This is a genomic window from Bacillus sp. 123MFChir2, from assembly GCF_000383235.1.
Taxonomy (GTDB): Bacteria; Bacillota; Bacilli; order Bacillales; family Bacillaceae_G; genus Bacillus_A.
The window spans coordinates 96,986-118,226 of sequence record NZ_KB910925.1 but is presented as its reverse complement, the minus strand read 5'-3'; the positions used below and the strand labels follow the sequence as shown (position 1 = coordinate 118,226).

Annotated in this window: 24 protein-coding genes; all 24 read left to right on the top strand. The window is 36.9% G+C overall.

Features of this window, described 5'->3' with window-relative positions; genetic code table 11:
* Window positions 1–8 precede the first annotated feature (8 nt).
* The 24 genes from H280_RS0102895 (at window position 9) to H280_RS0102780 (ending at window position 21,214) form a co-directional block, all read left to right on the top strand.
* A complete protein-coding gene (locus H280_RS0102895; RefSeq protein ID WP_020059611.1) occupies window positions 9–1,031 on the top strand; it encodes an NAD(P)H-dependent glycerol-3-phosphate dehydrogenase in 1,023 nt (340 codons plus the stop codon).
* Window positions 1,032–1,145: 114 nt separating this feature from the next.
* Window positions 1,146–1,397 carry a stage VI sporulation protein F gene (locus tag H280_RS0102890; protein WP_020059610.1) on the top strand — a complete coding sequence of 84 codons (252 nt, stop codon included), beginning with the start codon at window positions 1,146–1,148 and terminating at the stop codon, window positions 1,395–1,397.
* 478 nt (window positions 1,398–1,875) lie between these two features.
* Complete coding sequence (locus tag H280_RS0102885; protein WP_020059609.1) at window positions 1,876–2,079, top strand: DUF2768 domain-containing protein; 204 nt, start codon at window positions 1,876–1,878, stop codon at window positions 2,077–2,079.
* A gap of 21 nt (window positions 2,080–2,100) precedes the next feature.
* Window positions 2,101–2,811: a hypothetical protein gene (locus tag H280_RS26010; protein ID WP_020059608.1), complete on the top strand. Its 711-nt coding sequence runs from the start codon at window positions 2,101–2,103 to the stop codon at window positions 2,809–2,811.
* A gap of 190 nt (window positions 2,812–3,001) precedes the next feature.
* Window positions 3,002–4,480, top strand: coding sequence for a stage IV sporulation protein A (gene spoIVA, locus H280_RS0102875; protein WP_020059607.1), 1,479 nt, complete (start codon window positions 3,002–3,004; stop codon window positions 4,478–4,480).
* Between the two features lie 287 nt (window positions 4,481–4,767).
* On the top strand, window positions 4,768–5,040 hold the full coding sequence (locus tag H280_RS0102870; protein WP_001043860.1) for an HU family DNA-binding protein: 273 nt from the start codon (window positions 4,768–4,770) through the stop codon (window positions 5,038–5,040).
* Window positions 5,041–5,163: 123 nt separating this feature from the next.
* Complete coding sequence (gene folE / locus H280_RS0102865) at window positions 5,164–5,733, top strand: GTP cyclohydrolase I FolE (protein WP_020059606.1); 570 nt, start codon at window positions 5,164–5,166, stop codon at window positions 5,731–5,733.
* 254 nt (window positions 5,734–5,987) lie between these two features.
* Window positions 5,988–6,731, top strand: a complete 744-nt coding sequence (locus H280_RS0102860) for a heptaprenyl diphosphate synthase component 1 (protein WP_020059605.1) — start codon at window positions 5,988–5,990, stop codon at window positions 6,729–6,731.
* A 35-nt stretch (window positions 6,732–6,766) separates the two neighbouring features.
* A complete protein-coding gene (locus tag H280_RS0102855) occupies window positions 6,767–7,474 on the top strand; it encodes a demethylmenaquinone methyltransferase (RefSeq protein ID WP_020059604.1) in 708 nt (235 codons plus the stop codon).
* A 166-nt stretch (window positions 7,475–7,640) separates the two neighbouring features.
* Window positions 7,641–8,603: a heptaprenyl diphosphate synthase component II gene (gene hepT / locus H280_RS0102850; RefSeq protein WP_020059603.1), complete on the top strand. Its 963-nt coding sequence runs from the start codon at window positions 7,641–7,643 to the stop codon at window positions 8,601–8,603.
* A gap of 122 nt (window positions 8,604–8,725) precedes the next feature.
* Window positions 8,726–9,172 (top strand): nucleoside-diphosphate kinase, encoded by a 447-nt coding sequence (gene ndk, locus H280_RS0102845; protein WP_020059602.1) that lies wholly within the window; start codon window positions 8,726–8,728, stop codon window positions 9,170–9,172.
* 498 nt (window positions 9,173–9,670) lie between these two features.
* Entirely contained in the window at window positions 9,671–10,843 is a 1,173-nt protein-coding gene (gene aroC / locus H280_RS0102840) for a chorismate synthase (protein ID WP_020059601.1), read from the top strand.
* Complete coding sequence (gene aroB / locus H280_RS0102835; protein WP_020059600.1) at window positions 10,843–11,934, top strand: 3-dehydroquinate synthase; 1,092 nt, start codon at window positions 10,843–10,845, stop codon at window positions 11,932–11,934. Before aroC ends, aroB begins: the two co-directional genes overlap by 1 nt.
* Complete coding sequence (gene aroH, locus H280_RS0102830; RefSeq protein ID WP_020059599.1) at window positions 11,931–12,287, top strand: chorismate mutase; 357 nt, start codon at window positions 11,931–11,933, stop codon at window positions 12,285–12,287. The genes aroB and aroH overlap by 4 nt, the downstream gene beginning before the upstream one ends.
* 20 nt (window positions 12,288–12,307) lie before the next feature.
* Window positions 12,308–13,420 carry a histidinol-phosphate transaminase gene (gene hisC, locus H280_RS0102825; RefSeq protein WP_020059598.1) on the top strand — a complete coding sequence of 371 codons (1,113 nt, stop codon included), beginning with the start codon at window positions 12,308–12,310 and terminating at the stop codon, window positions 13,418–13,420.
* Between the two features lie 116 nt (window positions 13,421–13,536).
* Window positions 13,537–14,820 carry a 3-phosphoshikimate 1-carboxyvinyltransferase gene (gene aroA, locus H280_RS0102820; protein ID WP_028411080.1) on the top strand — a complete coding sequence of 428 codons (1,284 nt, stop codon included), beginning with the start codon at window positions 13,537–13,539 and terminating at the stop codon, window positions 14,818–14,820.
* Window positions 14,821–14,931: 111 nt separating this feature from the next.
* Window positions 14,932–16,194 carry a tetratricopeptide repeat protein gene (locus tag H280_RS0102815; RefSeq protein ID WP_028411079.1) on the top strand — a complete coding sequence of 421 codons (1,263 nt, stop codon included), beginning with the start codon at window positions 14,932–14,934 and terminating at the stop codon, window positions 16,192–16,194.
* Between the two features lie 72 nt (window positions 16,195–16,266).
* On the top strand, window positions 16,267–16,803 hold the full coding sequence (locus H280_RS0102810; protein ID WP_020059595.1) for a ReoY family proteolytic degradation factor: 537 nt from the start codon (window positions 16,267–16,269) through the stop codon (window positions 16,801–16,803).
* A 224-nt stretch (window positions 16,804–17,027) separates the two neighbouring features.
* On the top strand, window positions 17,028–17,486 hold the full coding sequence (locus tag H280_RS0102805; RefSeq protein ID WP_020059594.1) for a YpiF family protein: 459 nt from the start codon (window positions 17,028–17,030) through the stop codon (window positions 17,484–17,486).
* Window positions 17,487–17,626: 140 nt separating this feature from the next.
* Complete coding sequence (locus tag H280_RS0102800) at window positions 17,627–18,139, top strand: ubiquinol-cytochrome c reductase iron-sulfur subunit (protein WP_028411078.1); 513 nt, start codon at window positions 17,627–17,629, stop codon at window positions 18,137–18,139.
* Window positions 18,140–18,814: a menaquinol-cytochrome c reductase cytochrome b subunit gene (gene qcrB, locus H280_RS0102795; protein ID WP_020059592.1), complete on the top strand. Its 675-nt coding sequence runs from the start codon at window positions 18,140–18,142 to the stop codon at window positions 18,812–18,814.
* Window positions 18,815–18,859: 45 nt separating this feature from the next.
* On the top strand, window positions 18,860–19,627 hold the full coding sequence (locus tag H280_RS0102790) for a menaquinol-cytochrome c reductase cytochrome b/c subunit (RefSeq protein WP_020059591.1): 768 nt from the start codon (window positions 18,860–18,862) through the stop codon (window positions 19,625–19,627).
* Window positions 19,628–19,864: 237 nt separating this feature from the next.
* Window positions 19,865–20,455, top strand: coding sequence for a DUF1405 domain-containing protein (locus tag H280_RS0102785; RefSeq protein ID WP_020059590.1), 591 nt, complete (start codon window positions 19,865–19,867; stop codon window positions 20,453–20,455).
* 60 nt (window positions 20,456–20,515) lie between these two features.
* On the top strand, window positions 20,516–21,214 hold the full coding sequence (locus H280_RS0102780; protein WP_020059589.1) for a TIGR01906 family membrane protein: 699 nt from the start codon (window positions 20,516–20,518) through the stop codon (window positions 21,212–21,214).
* The last annotated feature ends 27 nt before the right edge of the window (window positions 21,215–21,241 follow it).

Here is a 21,241-nt window from a genome sequence, read left to right as displayed (position 1 = left end):
GTGATTTTATGAAAAAAATCACAGTAGTAGGAGCAGGTAGCTGGGGAACGGCGTTAGCAATGGTATTAGCTGACAACGGCCATGATGTACGTCTTTGGGGGAATCGACCAGAACTTATGGATGAAATGAATGAAAAGCATGAGAATAGTCGTTATCTTCCGGGGATTACACTGCCAGCCAGCATCGTTGCTTACTCTTCTTTAGAAGAGGCATTAGTAGGGGTTGATACAGTACTTCTCGTTGTACCTACAAAGGCATATCGAGAAGTATTGCAAAATATGAAAACATTTGTTTCGCAGCCAATTACATGGATTCACGCGAGTAAAGGGATTGAACCAGGAACTTCAAAGCGTATTTCGGAAGTGATTGAAGAAGAAATTCCGGCACATCTCATTCGCGATGTGGTTGTTTTATCAGGGCCGAGTCATGCAGAAGAAGTTGGATTGCGCCAAGCTACAACAGTTACATCAGCTGCAAAGCGTATGGAAGCAGCTGAAGAGGTTCAGGACTTATTTATGAATAGCTATTTCCGTGTATATACAAACCCAGATATTATTGGAGTTGAACTTGGCGGAGCTCTAAAAAATATCATTGCCCTTGCGGCGGGTATTACTGATGGAATTGGCTTAGGAGATAATGCGAAGGCAGCCCTTATGACGCGAGGATTAACAGAAATTGCTCGTTTAGGACGTAAAATGGGTGGGAACCCATTAACGTTTGCTGGCCTGACAGGTATGGGTGACCTAATTGTAACATGTACGAGCGTTCATAGTCGAAATTGGCGTGCTGGTAACATGCTTGGTAAAGGTTGCTCGTTACAAGAAGTATTAGACAATATGGGAATGGTTGTTGAAGGCGTACGGACAACGAAAGCAGCATATGAGATGGCTAAGAAAATGGATGTCGAAATGCCGATTACAACTGTTTTATATGATGTGTTATTTAATGGAAAAAATGTAAAAGATGCTGTTGGAATGTTGATGGGACGTGTGCGTAAACACGAAGTAGAAGCGATTCCAGACTTGCTGTAAAAAAAGCTGTACAAATGTAAAAAGACATTTGTACAGCTTTTTCTTTTGGGTTTTTTCACCATTCTTTATTTTCTGCATACGATGGAGTGTAGATTACATGAGAGGGTGAACAAAGTGGATAATAATTTATTCAACAATATTGAAAAGGAATCCAAAGTAAATAAAGAAGATATTTTTAAATTAGCCTCTTCGGTTCAAAATTCAAATTTACGTGATGAAAAAGTGTTACGTCAGTTAATTCATCAGGTTGCAACAATGGCGGGAAGAGATGTATCAAAAGAAAAAGAAGAGCAAATTATAAATGCGATTATTAATAATAATATGCCAACTGACTTTAGTTCATTGAGTAAAATGTTTAAAAAATAAAGTATGAGAAACCATTGTTATATGCATTGCATACGATACTATGAAGGTATGAATATGAGCTGTTTGTGGGAGCGTTTGGTCAACCGAAGCGAAGAAGTCCCGTTTGCTTCGGTTTTTATTCGTTTCAATATAAGTGAATACGTACCGCTGAGCATTTTGAGAGTATATATATTTATTGTAACTACTCAGCTATACCTTTTAGAAAAGGGTATGATTCAAATTCGTTTTTTTGCATATAGACTGCTGTCATGCAAACAGGGCAGGAGCATGTACTTATTGTCTACTTTTGTTTTCAAACCTTGCACGTGGCAGGAAAAGGCACTACCCGCTTCTATGCATGGCTAGTCCCTCTCGCCCGTTTAAAAAATGTTTTTCTGTCGGTTTTTCATAAAGTAACTGAGTAGCTACAGAATATTTTCATTTGTTTAAATGTTATAATTTGTTAAAATAATAGGAAAATACATTAGGAGGGGGATATATGTCTGCTGGTCTTATAAAGATGTGGTTTTCTTTGGGAGCAATGGCTCTCATGTTTATTTCTGTTGCTTTCATTTTGCTAAGTCGTCATAAAATAAAGAATACATTTTTGAAAGGGTTTACAGCTTTGTTTGCGTATGCATGTATGGTTGTATCAGGATTTATTATTTTTCTTGTCGTATTTAGCGGACCAATCGAACAATAGAAACTAAAGGACGGATTTCTAATGAAGAAAATACTACTGATTTTCGCAATATGTTGCACTATTATTCTATCTGGTTGTCTATATCCGAAAGAAAAGGTGCAACAACACGTCGTACCATATGAAGACCAGTTACAAGCGGTACAAACAGCAGTTAATACATATAGAGAACAAAATGATCATATATTGCCTATTAAAACACGTGATATGATTACACCAATCTATCAAAAATATCCAATTGATTTTCAAAAGATTACCCCTAGACTGATGCAAGAACCTCCTGGAAATGCTTTTGAAAGCGGCGGCATTTATCAGTATGTATTAGTTGATGTAGAAACAAATCCAACTGTAAAATTAATTGATGTACGAACAGCGGAGCGGGTTCAAGATTTAAAGTTGAAATTACAAATCTATCGTGATGAACATCGATACCCACCATTTAAAAAAGTAATTACAGATGGTGTGTATGAGCTTGATTATAATAAAATGGGCTATAAAGAAATTCTTCAAGTGGAAAGCCCTTATTCTGGTAAAAACTTACCTTTTGTTGTTGACGAGAAAGGTGAGGTATATATTGATTATCGCATTGACTTATACGACATGTTACAAAAATATGGTAATGAAGTAAAAGAAGGAGACGATATTCGTCAGTTACTTGTAAAGCATACTCCATTTGTACCGGCGTATTCTTTGCCATATACAGTGAAGGATAAAGAACCAATTTTTTTTAAGTGATAAGTCATGAACCTTTCTTTTAGCGAATAAGTTCTAGAAGAAGGTTTTTTTACTTCTTGAAATATTTGCATCGCTAATAAAAGGTTTTTTTAAATAGTCATATGAAATTGGGACAAAATCATATACTGTATTGTCCAAACTACAAGAATAATCATGATTTATTCCCAAAAATTTTGAGGGAGGGAATCACTTGGAAAAGATTGATATTTTTAAAGATATTGCTGAGCGCACAGGCGGTGATATTTATCTCGGGGTTGTAGGGGCTGTCCGAACAGGGAAATCTACTTTTATTAAGAAATTTATGGAGCTAGTTGTCATTCCAAATATTGAAAATGATTCAGATCGCCAACGCGCACAGGATGAACTGCCGCAAAGCGCAGCAGGGCGTACAATTATGACGACAGAACCAAAGTTTGTTCCAAACCAAGCGGTTTCTATCCATGTTGATGAAGGGCTTGATGTAAATATTCGCTTAGTAGATTGTGTGGGCTATACTGTCCCAGGAGCGAAAGGGTATGAAGATGAAAATGGGCCACGCATGATAAATACACCGTGGTATGAAGAACCAATCCCGTTTCATGAAGCGGCGGAAATTGGAACGCGCAAAGTAATTCAAGAGCATTCTACAATTGGGGTAGTTATCACAACTGATGGAACAATCGGAGAAATTCCGCGCCGCGATTATATTGAAGCGGAAGGACGGGTTGTAAATGAATTAAAAGAAGTAGGAAAACCGTTTATTATGATCATTAATACAGTACAGCCGTATCATCCTGACACAGAACAACTTCGTCAAAGTTTAGTAGAAGAATATGATATCCCAGTGTTGGCAATGAGTGTAGAAGGACTAAGAGAAGGCGATGTATATAATGTATTACGTGAAGCGTTATATGAATTTCCAGTTCTTGAGGTAAATGTAAACCTTCCAAGCTGGGTAATGGTGTTACATGACAACCATTGGCTTCGTCAAAGTTATCAAGAGGCTGTTCAAGAAACGGTGAAAGATATTAAGCGCCTTCGTGATGTCGATCGCGTTGTATGGCAATTTAGTCAATATGAATTTATTGATCGTGCAAGTTTGGCAGGGATTGATATGGGGCAAGGTGTTGCAGAGATTGATTTATATGCACCAGATGAATTGTACGATCAAATTTTAAAAGAAGTGGTAGGGGTTGAAATTCGAGGTCGAGATCATTTGTTAAAACTAATGCTCGACTTCGCTCATGCGAAAATCGAATATGATCAAGTTGCGGATGCGCTGAAAATGGTAAAACAAACAGGATACGGTGTTGCAGCACCAGCCCTAGCAGATATGAGCTTAGATGAACCGGAAATTATTCGACATGGATCACGATTTGGTGTGAAATTGAAAGCTGTTGCCCCGTCAATTCATATGATTAAAGTCGATGTGGAATCAACATTTGAACCGATTATTGGAACTGAAAAGCAAAGTGAAGAGCTTGTTCGCTATTTAATGCAAGATTTTGAAGATGATCCGCTTTCTATTTGGAATTCTGATATTTTTGGGCGTTCACTTAGCTCTATCGTTCGAGAAGGAATTCAGGCGAAATTATCATTAATGCCAGAAAATGCTCGCTATAAGTTAAAAGAAACGTTAGAACGAATTATAAATGAAGGATCAGGTGGCTTAATAGCAATTATTTTATAATCGAAAGACTCCTTATTTTGGGGTCTTTTTTAATTTTTTATAGAAAAATAAAATGTCATTATCTAATATTTTATAGTCTATTGTCAAGCTTCATTAGTTTTTTGCACTTTCGTGGCAACATTTTCTTTAAAAATATTGAATTATAAAGGAGAATCGTATAATATAGGCCTAGATAATGATTTATCTACATCTTTGTAGTATAGAATTTGTAAAAATTGCCTACAAATGAAGGTAAGACTCATTTTATGATCATTATACAGTCGTATCTTTGGGAGGAGGTGAATGGCATGAACAAGACAGATTTAATCAATGCTGTTGCAGAAGCAAGTTCCCTTTCTAAAAAGGACGCAACAAAAGCAGTTGACGCTGTTTTTGATTCCATCTTAGAAGCTTTAAAGCAAGGTGATAAAGTACAACTTATCGGATTTGGTAACTTCGAAGTTCGTGAGCGTGCGGCTCGTAAAGGACGCAACCCACAAACTGGTGAGGAAATTGAAATCGCGGCAAGCAAAGTACCTGCATTCAAACCTGGTAAAGCGCTAAAAGATGCGGTTAAATAATCCTTACATATTTACGGGGAAGAAGAGTTTCCTTATTGGAAACTCTTCTTTTTGCATTTAAAAACATATATATGCTAGAATGTGTTCGTAGTATTTTTAGGTTTTATTCGGGAGGGCTAGCGGATGGCAAATGTAAACTTAGAGCAAATAGAACATGCAGTACGCCTTATTTTAGAAGCAATTGGGGACGATCCAAATCGTGAAGGCGTATTAGATACACCAAAACGTGTTGCGAAGATGTATGCAGAAGTATTTTCTGGTATGCATGAAGATCCGAAAGAACATTTACATAAAGTGTTTGGTGAAGACCATGAAGAACTTGTATTGGTAAAGGATATTCCGTTCTTTTCTATGTGTGAGCATCATCTCGTTCCGTTTTATGGCGTTGCTCACGTTGCATATATTCCACGTGGTGGAAAAGTAACTGGACTAAGTAAATTGGCACGTACAGTAGATACAGTTGCACGCAGGCCGCAATTACAAGAACGCATTACATCAACAGTAGCAGATTCTATTATGGAAGTATTAGAGCCGCATGGTGTGATGGTTGTTATAGAAGCAGAGCACATGTGTATGACAATGCGCGGTGTGAAAAAGCCTGGTGCAAAAACTGTAACAACTGCAGTGCGAGGTACGTTAGAAGCAGACGTAGCAGCACGTGCGGAAATTTTATCTTTTATTAAGACGAATTAATAGGAAAGCAGGAAACTGCTTTTCTTTTTTTATCCCGCTATTCATGGACAGTAAGACCCCCCTCTGAGGATTGAGGAAGAATCAAAGAAGGTAGATGGAAGTTTCATCTTATTTTATAACGATTTAATGTTTAAGATGAGATGAAATAAAGATCGCTTTTTTTACTTTGGTTTGTTGCGTCAAGTTTTATTTATAGAAAAATGAATGAATGTGTTATAATAGGTTTTATGAATTAGAAAACAAGGGTGATTTTTGTGGGTGAAATTTACGGAGGGTTTGCGGATATAAAGGAGCAGCTATATAAAAAACTACGCCATCCTTATTTTATAAAATATATTGAAGAACCAGTTGTTGATGAAAAAAAAATAGCGTTCTTATATTCCATTTTAAAAAGTGCAAACTTACATAAAGAACAAATTGAACATTATGCAGTTACAATTATGCTTGTACAAATCGCTTTGGACACGCATGAGAAAGTATCAAATAAAGAAGAGACCGATGAATTTCATAAGCGGCGCCAATTAACGGTATTAGCAGGTGATTATTACAGCGGGTTATATTATTATTTACTTTCAATGAATCATGATATCACATTGATTCGTGCCTTAGCAGACGGGATTAAAGAAATCAATGAGCAAAAAATTATGCTATATCAGCAAACATATGAAACGCTTGAAGAAATGTTAAAAAGTGTCGGAATGATTGAATCGGCTCTTTTACAGAAAACATGTGACCATTTTCAAGTGCCGCATGTAAAGTCTGCAATAACTAACATGTTAACAATAGATCGTTTGCAAACTGAGTATCAAATATACATAAAGAAAGAATCGTCACCTGTATTTGCTGCATTTCAAAAAATTTTGTCTCATGATGGTGAAATAAAAGTAGAAACCGTATATAACGAATTGATAAGAAAAATACGAAGTCAGGTCAATACTTTGGTGCAAAATAATACAGGAATTGAAACATTTCTTTCCACATTGAAAGAGGCCACTTGAACAATTTGAATTTACAGTTGGAAGAAGGGTAAAGCATGCAACAATCAAAAGAAGAAAGAGTACATGACGTATTTGAGAAGATATATAATAAATACGATGTAATGAATTCGGTTATTAGTTTTCAAAGACATAAAGCATGGCGCAAAGAAACAATGCGAATTATGGATGTTCAACCGGGCAGCATAGCGCTTGATGTATGTTGTGGAACGGCTGACTGGACGATTGGGCTTGCTGATGCAGTCGGTTCTAGCGGGAAGGTATATGGATTAGATTTTAGTAAAAATATGCTTTCTGTTGGAAAAGAGAAAGTGGCTGCCTTACAATTAAATCAAGTAGAATTACTTCATGGTAATGCGATGGAATTGCCATTTGAGGATAATATGTTTGATTATGTCACAATTGGATTTGGGCTCCGGAACGTACCAGATTATATGCAGGTTTTAAAGGAAATGACGCGTGTTGTAAAACCAGGTGGAAAGGTTATTTGTTTAGAAACATCTCAACCGACAATGATTGGAATTCGCCAAGGCTACTTATTATATTTTAAATTTATCATGCCGTTATTTGGAAAGTTATTTGCGAAAAGTTACAAAGAATATTCATGGCTACAAGAATCTGCAAGTACATTTCCAGGGATGAAAGAATTGGCTCGTATGTTTGAGGAAGCTGGATTAGAAAAAGTACAAGTAAAGCCGTTTACTTTTGGAGTAGCAGCAATGCATTTAGGATATAAACCGAAGTAAATAAGAAAATGTATTTTTTGATGATGGAAAGCCTTTAGCAATCGGGAGCGTATTGGAATTTTCTCCCACCCCCCTTTTTTATTTTCTGATAATTTTAAGATGGAAGTTTTATTATTGATTAGAGCGGGATAAAATAGAAAAGAAGTTTTAGGTTAAGGTGAACGATATGAAGTTACAACTTATGTATTCTTTTTTACGATCGGATATTAATAAAATTGAGAAAGAACTAAAAATAGTTGTTGCTTCTGAGCAACAATTGCTGGAAGAAGCAGCGTTGCAACTAATTGAGGCCGGTGGAAAACGAATCCGACCTGTTTTCGTTCTGCTTGCAGGGAAATTTGGCGATTATAAGCTGGATGTGATTAAGCATGTTGCGGTTGCATTAGAGCTTATCCATATGGCTTCTCTTGTGCATGATGATGTAATTGATGCCGCTCTTTTAAGAAGAGGAAGCGCGACTGTAAATGCCAATTGGGGTGATCGCATTGCAATGTATACAGGTGATTATCTATTTGCAAAGTCTCTGGAATGCATTACAAATTTAGAAAATCCAGAAGTACATAAAGCATTATCAAATACAATTCTTGAAGTGTGTAAAGGTGAAATTGAGCAAATTAAAGATAAGTATGATTTTGGGCAAAATTTACGAACATATTTACGTCGTATAAAGCGGAAAACAGCATTGTTAATTGCAGCTAGCTGTCAATTAGGTGCTCTTGCGTCTGGGTCTTGTAGGGATACTGTAAATCGGTTATTTTGGTATGGATACTTTGTAGGTATGTCATATCAAATTATTGATGATATTTTAGATTTTGTATCAACAGAAGAAAAGCTTGGAAAACCAGCAGGGGGAGATTTATTACAAGGTAATATTACACTTCCTGTTTTATACGCAATGGAAGATCAAGCACTTCGTGAGAGAATTGTTCAAGTTAACGAAAATATGTCTTCAGATGAAATGAAGAGACTTATTGAAGCGGTCAAAAATAGTGATGCAATTGATCAAGCTTTTGCATTTAGCGAGAGATATTTACATAAAGCACTAGAAGTGATTAAGCCGTTGCCTCGTGGACAGGCCAAACTAGCTTTGCAAAATGTTGCAAAATATATTGGGAAACGTAAATTTTAAATGTTTTTTGAGAAAAATAATAATCTCTCCATTTCAAAACTATTGCACAATTCTGATAAGGGTGATACTATGTGTTTGGGGATATACAATCATATACATAATGAGAAGTGGAGAGATTTATTATGGAAAAAACGTTTTTAATGGTAAAACCAGATGGTGTACAACGTGCAATCATTGGGGAGATTGTTGCTAGATTCGAAAGAAAGGGCTTTCAATTAGTCGGAGCTAAGCTAATGCAAATCACACCAGAGATTGCTGGAGAGCACTACGGTGAGCATAAAGAAAAGCCATTCTTCGGCGAATTAGTAGATTTTATTACATCTGGACCTGTTTTTGCAATGGTATGGCAAGGTGAAGGCGTTGTTGAAACAGCTCGTAATATGATGGGAAAAACAAAACCAAGTGAAGCTGCACCTGGTACAATTCGCGGGGACTTTGGACTAACTGTTGGGAAAAATATTATTCACGGTTCAGATTCTCTTGAAAGTGCAGAACGTGAAATTGGTATTTTCTTTAGAAAAGAAGAGCTAGTTGAGTATTCTAGAGTAATGAATGAGTGGATTTACTAATTATTTTTAAATAATTTGTAACCGCTTTAAAATAGTAGATATAATGGAAAAGGCGCAAGAAAGGATGGTTATATTCCTTCTTGCGCTTTTTTGTTTCATTTTGATGTTTCAACATCTTTGTCTAGCTCTGCTTTTCTTTATAATCCAGCTCCAGCGGCTAGAACAATCGGTGGCTTCGCGTCTTCCGCCGAGGCAAAAAGCGCCTCTATGTCAGAAGCTCCATCCCCCTCTTGTTCTGAGCAAGCCGCTTCCGCTTTTCTTTATAAGCCACTGCTATGCAGAATCCAATGACCGCTACGTGCTTTCTGTCTTTGTTTTAAACCTCGCATGTGGCAGGAAAAGGTCCTGACCGCTTCTATGCAAGGCCAGATGCTCTTGTCTTCCCTAAGAAGAAAGAGGGTTTTTAGGTCGTTTCTTCAATTCGTACTTATATAGTTACGAAACAATAAAGGTTATGATATAGTGTTACATAAATACTGAAGTAAAGGAGAGTAACCGATGAGATATATAACAGCTGGTGAATCTCACGGACCACAACTAACGACAATATTAGAGGGGATTCCGGCAGGTTTATCTTTAGTAGCAGATGATATTAATACGGAGTTAGAAAGAAGACAAAAAGGCTACGGTCGTGGACGCCGCATGCAAATTGAAAAAGATCAAGTTCAAATTTTAAGCGGTGTTCGTCATGGATATACAATTGGTGCACCCATTACGCTTGTTGTCGAAAATCGTGATTTTACACATTGGACAAAAATTATGGGGGCAGAGCCGTTAACAGATGAAGAACCAAAAGAAGTAAAACGGCAAATTACACGCCCTCGTCCAGGACATGCAGATCTAAACGGGGCAATTAAATATGGCCATCGTGATATGAGAAATGTATTAGAACGTTCTTCTGCTAGGGAAACGACGGTTCGAGTTGCTGCTGGAGCTGTTGCAAAGCGTATTTTAGAAGAATTGGGGATAAAAATAGCGGGACATGTTATTGAAATTGGTGGAGTAAAAGCAGAAAAACAGTCGTATTCCTCTATTGAAGAGCTACAAACAATTACAGAGGCATCTTCTGTTCGATGTTTAGATGAAGAAGCAGGAAAGAAAATGATACAGGCAATCGATAATGCGAAAACAAACGGAGATTCTATTGGAGGAATCGTTGAAGTTGTTGTCGAAGGGATGCCGATTGGTGTTGGAAGTTATGTGCATTACGATCGTAAATTGGATGCGAAACTTGCAGCGGCGATCATGAGTATTAATGCATTCAAAGGAGTGGAGATTGGAATTGGTTTTGAAGCGGCACATAAACCTGGAAGCCTTGTCCATGACGAGATTTTATGGGACAAGGACCATGGGTATACAAGACGTACAAATAACGCCGGTGGGTTAGAAGGCGGTATGACGACTGGAATGCCAGTTATTGTTCGCGGGGTTATGAAACCAATTCCAACTCTATATAAACCGCTGCAAAGTATAGATATTGATACGAAAGAAGTGTTTCAAGCAGGTATTGAGCGCTCTGATAGTTGTGCCGTGCCAGCAGCAAGTGTTGTAGCAGAAGCTGTTGTAGCTTGGGAGCTTGCTGCAGCTGTTATTGAACAATTTGGAACGGATCGCATCGATTTAATTCGTGAAAATATTAAGAAACATAACGACTATGCGAGGGAGTTTTAATGGAGACAATACAGATTCAAACAAGTTCTAAACAATACGATGTGTATGTCGGAAATGAGGCACTATCACAACTAGCAACGCTTATAGAAAATATGAAGCCAGCTATTTCAAATATTTTACTCATTTCTGATGAAACGGTAGCATCATTTCATTTAAACGAAGTAATTAATACTTTGCATGTAAAACAAGACGTATTTTCGTTCGTAGTTCCAAGTGGTGAGAAAGAAAAATCGTTTGAAAATTATTATGCTGCTCAAACGTTTGCGCTTGAAAATGGTTTGGATCGTTATTCGCTCATTCTTGCACTTGGCGGTGGAATGATTGGAGATTTAGCGGGATTTGTTGCAGCGACGTTTATGAGAGGGATTCGATTTGTCCAAATACCAACTACTTTACTTGCGCATGATAGTGCTGTTGGAGGGAAAGTGGCAATTAATCATCCGCTTGGGAAAAATATGATTGGCGCATTTCATCAACCAGAAGCCGTGATTTATCATACTCCGTTTCTAAATTCGCTGTCAGAAGAAGAATGGCGCTCTGGTTTTGCGGAGGTCATTAAACATTCACTTATTGGAGATGTAGAATTATATCATTGGCTTCGTAAAGAAGTGAAGCAGCTGACTGATTTAAGAGATGATAAATTAATTTATACACTGCAACGAGCGATTCCAGTAAAGGCAAAAATTGTTGCAGAGGATGAAACTGAAAAAGGTATTCGTGCTCACTTAAATTTTGGGCATACACTTGGACATGCACTTGAAAAAGAGATGGGATATGGAAACATAACACATGGTGATGGCGTTGCAATTGGTATGTTATTTGCTATTTTTTTAAGTGAACAAATATATGAAAAAGATCTTCAGTATAAGGAAATCAAACGTTGGTTTACGGCATATGGCTATCCAATTATGCCGAATAGACTTGATGTGAACCGTCTTATTCAAGTAATGAAACAAGATAAAAAAGCGAACGGCGGAACAATTCGTATGGTTGTTATGCAGGAGATTGGGGTAGTGGATGTCGTATCTATTTCAGATGAAACCGTCCGCACAGCTTTAGAGTCATTTCAAAGAGAGGGGGAGTCTATTTGATTCGCGCGATTCGCGGCGCAACTACAGTCAATTGTAATGAAACAGAACAAATATTGATTGCGACAGAGCGTTTAGTGAAAAAAATGGCAAGCGATAATAGAGTTTCTCCTGTTGAGATTGTATCTGTACTGATTTCAACAACAGCAGATATAAATGCATGTTTCCCAGCGGCGGCATTAAGACGTATGGAAGGCTGGGCATATGTACCGGTTATGTGCATGCAAGAAATAGAAGTACCAGATGCTCTTGAGAAATGTATTCGTGTTATGATGACGGTTATGACAAATAAACACCAGCATGAAATTCAACATGTCTATTTAGAGAAAGCGGTACGACTAAGGCCCGATTTATAAAAATGACAGGGGGAATTTGAATGAAAGTAAAAGAGCAATTATTGTCGCTTAAAGCGTATGTGCCAGGAAGAAATATTGAAGAAGTAAAGAGACAATATGGACTATCTAAAATTGTGAAACTAGCGTCAAATGAAAATCCATTTGGATGTTCACAACGTGTAGATGAAGCGTTGGCATCGTTAGCTGGGCAATATGCGCTCTATCCGGACGGCGGGGCGTATGCTCTTCGTGAAACATTGGCAGTTAATCTTCGTGTGAAAGGAGAACAAATTATATTTGGTAGTGGTTTGGATGAAGTCATTCAAATGATTAGCCGTGCTCTTTTACAAGAAGGAACAAATGTTATCATGGCAAAGCCGACCTTTTCACAGTATCGTCATCATGCCGTAATTGAAAAAGCGAAAGTACGTGAAGTCCCTTTAAAAGAAGGTACGCACGATTTAGAGGCAATGCTTGCACAAGTTGATGAGCACACACGAATTGTATGGATTTGTAACCCCAATAATCCAACCGGAACGTATGTAGCAGAAAAACAATTACTTTCATTCTTAGAGGCAGTTCCAAAAACAACACTTGTTATTATGGATGAAGCATACTATGAGTATGCTGGAGCAAAAGATTATCCGCAAACATTACCATTTCTAGATAAATATGAAAATTTGATGGTATTGCGCACATTTTCAAAAGCATACGGATTAGCGTCATTCCGCATTGGTTATGCAGTAGGAAATGAACAGTTAATACGTTCATTAGAAATTGCTAGATTACCATTTAATACGTCATCAATTGCACAAATAGTTGCGCAAGCTGCAATTGAAGATGAAGCGTTTTTACAAGAGTGTGTGAAAGTGAATAATGAGGGATTGCAGCAATATTACGATTTTTGTGAGAAGCATCAAGTATTTTATTATCCATCACAGACGAATTTTATCTTTTTAGATCTTGGTCTTCCAGGTGATGAGGTATTTGAAAGATTATTGCAAAAAGGATACATCGTTCGTTCTGGTGGCCCGCTTGGTCTACCAAATGGTATTCGTATTACAGTTGGAACGAAAGAAGAGAATGCCGAAATTATTGCAGTGCTTACTGAACTCATAGAAAAAAATGTGAGAAAAGAAGAGACATATTCATAAAAAAAGAAACGGCTCTATGAATAGGAGCCGTTTCTTTCATCTTATTTGCGAAAAGAAGAAAGAAAGAAGTACAATAAAGAGAGGATACATAGGTGAATAGTAACGAGGTGTTCGAAGTGAAACGATTAACAAAGCTTAAGAATGGATTAAACGGAACGATTTTTATTCCTGGAGATAAGTCCATTTCGCATCGTGCTGTCATGTTTGGAGCGATTGCAGAAGGAGTTACGAAGATTACAAATTTTCTTCAAGGTGAAGATTGCTTAAGTACGATTGCTTGTTTTCAAAAGTTAGGCATTACGATTGAGCAAAATGGTACCGATGTCACTGTATATGGAAAAGGATTAAAAGGATTAGTAGAACCACAGGAAGTATTAGATGTTGGAAATTCAGGAACGACGATTCGGTTAATGCTTGGTATACTCGCAAATGTACCGTTTCATTGTACAGTTATTGGAGATGCTTCAATTGGAAAACGTCCGATGAAACGTGTTACAGTCCCCCTTCGGCAAATGGGTGTTAAAATTGATGGAAGAGAAGATGGACAGTTTACACCGCTGTCGATTCGAGGCGGGGGGATAAAGGGTATACACTATTCTTCTCCTGTAGCAAGCGCGCAGGTGAAATCAGCTGTTCTTCTTGCGGGATTACAAGGGGAAGGCGTGACGACTGTGACAGAACCACTACAATCTCGTGATCATACAGAGCGTATGTTACGTGCGTTTGGTTGCGATGTTACTGTTGACAAATTAACTGTATCATTACAAGGTGGACAAAAGCTCTCTAGCACGAATATTGAGGTGCCAGGAGATATTTCTTCAGCTGCCTTTTTCTTAGCGGCAGGTACAATTGTATTAAATAGTAAAATTGTACTGAAAAATGTAGGGTTAAATCCCACAAGAACAGGGATTCTTGATGTACTATCCCAAATGGGGGCAAATTTATCAATAGATAATATCCGAAATGAGGAGTTTGAACCATGCGGTGATATTACAGTTGAAACTTCACAGCTAAGAGGGATAGAGATTGGTGGAACGCTCATCCCAAGACTCATTGATGAAATTCCAATTATAGCATTGTTAGCAACGCAAGCTGAAGGGATAACTGTAATTAAGGATGCAGAAGAATTAAAAGTAAAAGAAACGAATCGCATTGATACAGTTGTGAATGAATTGAAAAAATTAGGAGCAGATATTGAAGCGACAGAAGATGGTATGATTGTCCGTGGCAAAATGCAATTACACGGAAATGTGGTAAATAGTTATGGGGACCATCGTATTGGTATGATGTTAGGAATTGCATCGTGCATAGCAGATGGAGAAGTTATTATTGAAAATAGTGAAGCGGTAGCTGTATCATATCCAAATTTCTTTCAACAGTTACACATACTACAAAGCTAAAAGAATCTTTTCCTTTTTGAGAAGGTTCTTTTCTTCATCATGACAGTTGATTACGCAGAAGCAGTTGTTTATTATGGAATTTACATAAGTATTTATATAAAGGAGCGAGCTATGCAAAAGTTTGAACAAGCTGTTACATATATTGAAAACGGAGAAATAGAGAAAGGGTTACAATTATTAGCAGAACAAGTAAAGAAAAGTACGGATGAGGAAAAGTACGATATTGCTCGTTATTACTATACGTTAGGGTTTGTAGATCAGGCGTTAGAAATAGCAGAAGATTTACATTTGTTATATCCGGAAGAAAGTGAGTTCACGCTATTTTTAGCAGAGTTATATATTGATTTAGATAAAGAAGATGAAGCCATTGAAGTACTTCACGATATTCCAGAGAATGATGAATTATATGTGCAATCTCTATTACTTGCATCTGATTTATATCAAATGCAAGGTTTTGACGAAGTGGCAGAACAAAAATTACTAAAAGCGAAAGCGATCATGCCGGATGAGCCAGTAGTTACTTTTGGACTTGGAGAATTATATAGCAGTAAAGGTGAAGATAGTAAAGCAATTCCATATTATGAATCATTACTTCCAGAGCATAAATTAATGGGTGGTGTTGTTGTTGCGCTTCGCTTAGCTGAAAATTTAAGTGCACTTGGACAATGGGCAGAAGCGATTTCTTATTATGAGGAAGGTTTAGAAGAGCAGAAGGATATACATTCTTTATTTGGATTTGCGTTTACGCTCTATCAAGGAGAACAGTATCAAAGAGCAATTAGTGCGTGGGAAGAATTAAAAGAGCTGGATCCAGAATATGCATCTTTATACATGTATTTAGCAAAATGCTATGAAAAAGAAGGAATGTTTCAAGAAAGTTATGAAACGCTCCAAGATGGAATGAAAATTGACGAATTATCGGTACCATTTTATGTAGAGTTTGCTAACATCGCAGCGAAACTAGGTAGAAAAGATGAAGCAGAAGTTGCGCTAAAGAAAGCATTAGAGATAGATCCTGCACATTTAGGGGCCATATTGAAATATTCATACATCTTAAAAGAAGAAGAAAGATATGAAGAGATGATTGCTGTTGTAGAAAAAGCCATTGATAATGGAGAGACAGATACGCAATTACTTTGGGATATTGCTTATGCGAAAAAACAATTAGAATTGTATTCAGATGCATTAAAACATTACCAAAGTGCATATACTTCTTTTAAGAATCATCCAGACTTCTTAGAGGAATACGGCTACTTCCTGTTAGAAGAAGGGTTGCGAAAAGAGGCGAAAGAAGTATTTACACGTTTATTACAACTAGATCCAACGCAAATTCATATTGAAGAATTATTATATAATTTAGAAGATTTTTCTTAAGTTGGAAGGAAACTGAATGCTGCTTCTTGAATGTAAAAAGAAAAGAGAAGGGCAGAGGAGGGATTAAGCGCGATGAATACCCCTGTTTCTGTGAACGAAAAGAAAGATTTCGTAAAATGGTTTTTGAATAATTATCAACTGAAACAGCGAGAATGTGTTTGGATTTTAAATTATTTAATGAGTCATGATCAATTAATGGATAAGGTGCATTTTGTAGAGCATGCGAAATATTGTCCACGTGGTCTGGTAATGTCCGCAAATTGTGTGAAAGATTTACCGTTTCATTTTTATAAACAAAATGTGATGACGACTGACGCAGAAAAATCCTTTCATGATATTCGTTTAAACAGAGATGAAGATATTTATATTCAGCTTAACTTTAAGTCATCTTTTCAAAATGCAAACTATGTCGCTGTGTTAGAAGAGAATCCGTACTTACCGAAGAATATCGAGGTAAATGAAAAAGATCGTCTATTGGCAGAGCGATTTTTAGAGGAAAGTGTATATTCATTTCGGAAAGAACGACTTTTAAAATTAATTGATGAAGCACTTGATACTCAAGATGAAGAAGCATTCCGCAAGTTAACAGACGAGTTAAAACGATTATAAATTTCTTTACGAGAAGGAATATTATTAATTTTTAGATTATTTTAAAGGAAAGCCATCTTTTAAAGGTGGTTTTTCTTTTTTTACCTTTATCTGTATGATTTAATAGAAATAAAGTAGACTTTTTTGATAATCATTTAGAGCAATTAAGTTTCTATAGACAAGTAGCATGAGGGAGTCATATTGTTTGTTAGAAGAGAAGTAAGAGAAAAAGGGGGATATTAATTGTGAAATGGGCTGTAGCAGATGTAGAACAGTATGAAAAAACAAGAGAATACATTGATACAGGAATTATACCACTTCTTTCAGTTTCGTTTGAAAAAGGGATGAAGACAGCTGCTGGAGAAGGAGAATTTATTTCTACTTTAACTAGAGAACTAGAGAGGGAGTATAAAGGTAGGGTATTCTTATTACCATCATTTACGTATGTAGAAGGTGCCCATGTAAGCGAGCGCCAACGTCTATGTGATTGGACAAACTATTTAAAAGAGCACGGCTTGCGGCATATTGCGCTACTTACGAGTGATTTTTCTTGGAAGGAAATTGAATACGAGTTACCAGAACAATTATTTTGTTTACCAGCACTCCCGTTAGACCAGCTTAGTGATCAAGCGAAAAGAGAAATAATTTATGCACAAATAAAAAATATTATGGAAATATTGACTGAAAAATGGGAAAATAAATAATTAATAGAAGGTTTTAATAATTGGGATTAGTATGATATTGACCAATGTAGTAGGGTATTATATCATGATAGTGTCCTAGTCTTTATCTTTTATTTCAATTTTTCACGGGGGACAATTTCTGATAGAGGGGGGAAATTTTCGTGAGTGAGAGAGAACATAGGGTGTCAAGAAGACAGTTTTTAAACTACACTCTTACAGGTGTAGGAGGATTTATGGCGGCAGGGATTTTAATGCCAATGACGCGTTTTGCGCTTGACCCAGTTCTAAGGAAAGAAGCAGGGGGGGAGATGGTTGCGGTCGCGCAAGTGAAAGATATTACGACTGAACCGAAACGCTTCGATTTTAAAGTGAAACAAGTTGACGGTTGGTATAAATCTGAAGAACCAAAGTCAGCGTGGGTACACAAGGATGAAAGCGGAGACATTGTGGCATTCTCTCCAATTTGTAAGCATTTAGGATGTACAGTGAACTGGAACTCGGACAAGGCACATCCAAATCAATTTTATTGCCCATGTCATGGGGGGCGTTATACGAAAGATGGGAAGAACATAAAGGGAACACCACCGCTTGCGCCGCTTGATGTGTATCAAGCAAAGGTGAAAGATGGAACGCTTTATTTAGGTAAAGCGAAGCCACAAGGGGGGACGAAGTAGATGTTAAATAAAATTTATGATTGGGTAGATGAACGGCTTGATATTACGCCTCTGTGGCGCGATATTGCAGACCATGAAGTGCCGGAACATGTGAACCCAGCTCATCACTTTTCTGCCTTTGTTTACTGTTTTGGAGGGCTTACATTTTTTGTAACTGTTATTCAAATTTTATCAGGAATGTTTTTAACAATGTATTATGTACCAGATATAAAAAATGCGTGGGAATCTGTCTATTACTTACAAAATGAAGTGGCATATGGACAAATTGTTCGCGGTATGCATCACTGGGGAGCAAGTCTCGTTATCGTGATGATGTTTTTACATACACTTCGAGTTTTCTTTCAAGGTGCTTATAAAAAGCCTCGTGAATTAAACTGGATTGTCGGCGTTCTTATTTTCTTTGTTATGTTAGGATTAGGTTTTACAGGATATTTATTACCATGGGATATGAAGGCATTATTTGCAACAAAAGTAGGGATTCAAATTGCAGAACAAACACCACTTATTGGCCCTTATGTAAAAACGTTGCTTGCCGGCCACTCCGAAATTGTCGGTGCCCAAACATTAACTCGCTTCTTTGCTATTCACGTATTCTTCTTGCCAGCTGCACTTCTCGGATTGATGGCAGTTCACTTCATCATGATTCGCAAACAAGGTATTTCTGGTCCACTATAAGATTATTAGATTTAAAAGTGAGAACTTAATTAAAGGAGGGAGACTATGCATCGCGGCAAAGGGATGAAGTTTGTCGGAGATTCGCGAGTACCTGCTGTTAGAAAACCGAATATTCCGAAAGATTATTCAGAATATCCAGGGAAAACAGAAGCATTTTGGCCAAACTTTTTATTAAAAGAGTGGATGGTTGGTGCCGTCTTTTTAATTGGCTATCTTTGTTTGACCGTAGCGCATCCATCGCCATTAGAAAGAATTGCAGATCCTACAGATACAGGATATATACCACTTCCAGACTGGTATTTCTTATTTCTGTATCAATTGTTAAAGTATTCTTATGCATCTGGTCCATATACGATTATTGGTGCATTTATTATGCCAGGCATCGCATTTGGCGCATTATTACTTGCTCCATTTCTTGATCGGGGGCCAGAACGCGGGCCATTTAAACGTCCAGTTGCAACAGGATTTATGTTGTTAGCGTTAGCATCTATCGTTTTCCTAACGTGGGAATCTGTTGCTACGCATGACTGGGCAGCAGCGAAAAAGCAAGGAGCAATTGTAAAAACTGTACAAGTTGATAAAAATGATGACGGTTATAAGGTTATGCAAAAAAATACATGTTTAACATGTCACGGTGAAAACTTGCAAGGGGGAGCAGCTGCACCAGCATTGCAAAATTTAACATTAAAACCAGAAGAAATTGCAAAAATTGCAAAAGATGGAAAGGGTGCAATGCCAAAAGGTATTTTTAAAGGAACGGATGAAGAGTTAAAGAAATTATCGGAATTTATCGAGAAATACAATAAAAAATAAGGTGAAACTTCCATCAGTGGGGGCATACTGCCCGCGAATAGCGGGATCAATGAAAGCTGACTACAACTTTGTAGTCAGTTTTTCTATTTTAGGCAGGGAATTTGCTATAATAAAGTAAAACTTTTATCAGTGTGGGCTAATTCCCCGCCAAAAGCAATGGGGTGTAATCAAATGCATTCGTGCTACGGTTCATGCATCACAGTGATGTTTATTTTGGAAAGGTGAGGTAGTTCTATTTTGGCATATACATATTTATTATTAAGACAACGTTCCTTTCTATGGATTTTGTTCATTATTAATATTTTAGGAACAATTTATGGGTATATTTGGTATGGGAATCAATTAAAAGAAACACCAGCTATTTTTTTGCTGTTTGTTCCAGATAGTCCAACAGCAAGTTTGTTTTTTGTTTTTGTATTAATTGCGTTTATACAAAAGAAAAATTGGGGTTTAATGGAAGCGTTAGCAGTTGTCACATTAGTCAAATACGGGATTTGGGCTGTTTTCGTAAATGTATTAACTCTTATTGTAACGGGATATATTGGAATAGAAGGATATACACTTATTGTTTTTCACATGGCAATGGCTGTACAAGGGCTTTTATACGCACCATTTTATCGGATGAAATATTGGCATTTTATCATTGCAGTTATTTGGACATTGCATAATGATATTATTGATTATGTGTGGGGACAAATGCCAAAATATAGTGTTATGTATATGTATGACCGCCAAATTGGCTATTTTACATTTTGGCTTAGTATCGTTGTTTTGGCTACTACATATTATTTTTGTCTAAGGGAGAAAAGATTAACGCTTTCTTTATAAAATGAAACTTCGGACAGTGTAAGTCTAGATTAAATAAAAAATAGGGAATGGGGCAAAGGGATGAATTCACATAGCGTATATTCGAAAATTTGGAATGGGGTCTTATTATGTATTGTGCCTTTTTGTATTGCTTTTAGTATCTTCTCAATCGCAGTTATGTGTGTTGTATATGGGAAAGGGATTTATTACGTAGAGATTGACATGTTAAATATACCGCAAATGGCAAGTATGACAAAAGAAGCAATTATTCAAAATTATGATGCGCTTATTGCTTATTTTTCTCCTTTTTATAATAAACCATTACATTTTCCAACTTTAGAAATGTCTGAGAAGGGAAGAATTCATTTTGTTGATGTGAAAAATATTCTTGTTGCAATTCAATATGCTATGTATATGGGTATTTGTATATCTTGTATTGGGGGAGTTTATCTAATACGAAAACAAAAGGAAAAGTTTTTGTTCTATGCAGCGATTCATACAATTGTCTTCCCGATCGTACTCATACTCCCAATTTCAATCAATTTTGAAAAGAGTTTTGTATTTTTTCATGAACTTCTTTTTCAAAACGATTATTGGTTGTTTGATCCAGAGACTGATCCAATTATTCGTATGTTGCCAGAACAATTCTTTATGCATGCAGCATGTATCATTTTATTACTAATTTTATTTGGGAGTGCTTGTTGTTATAGTTTATATCGTTTTTTTATGAAAAAGAGAGGAGTGTATACAGGAATTCGCAACGCCACAACGGAAAAGTAAACGTTCACTTTAATTGGGAGCGGTTCA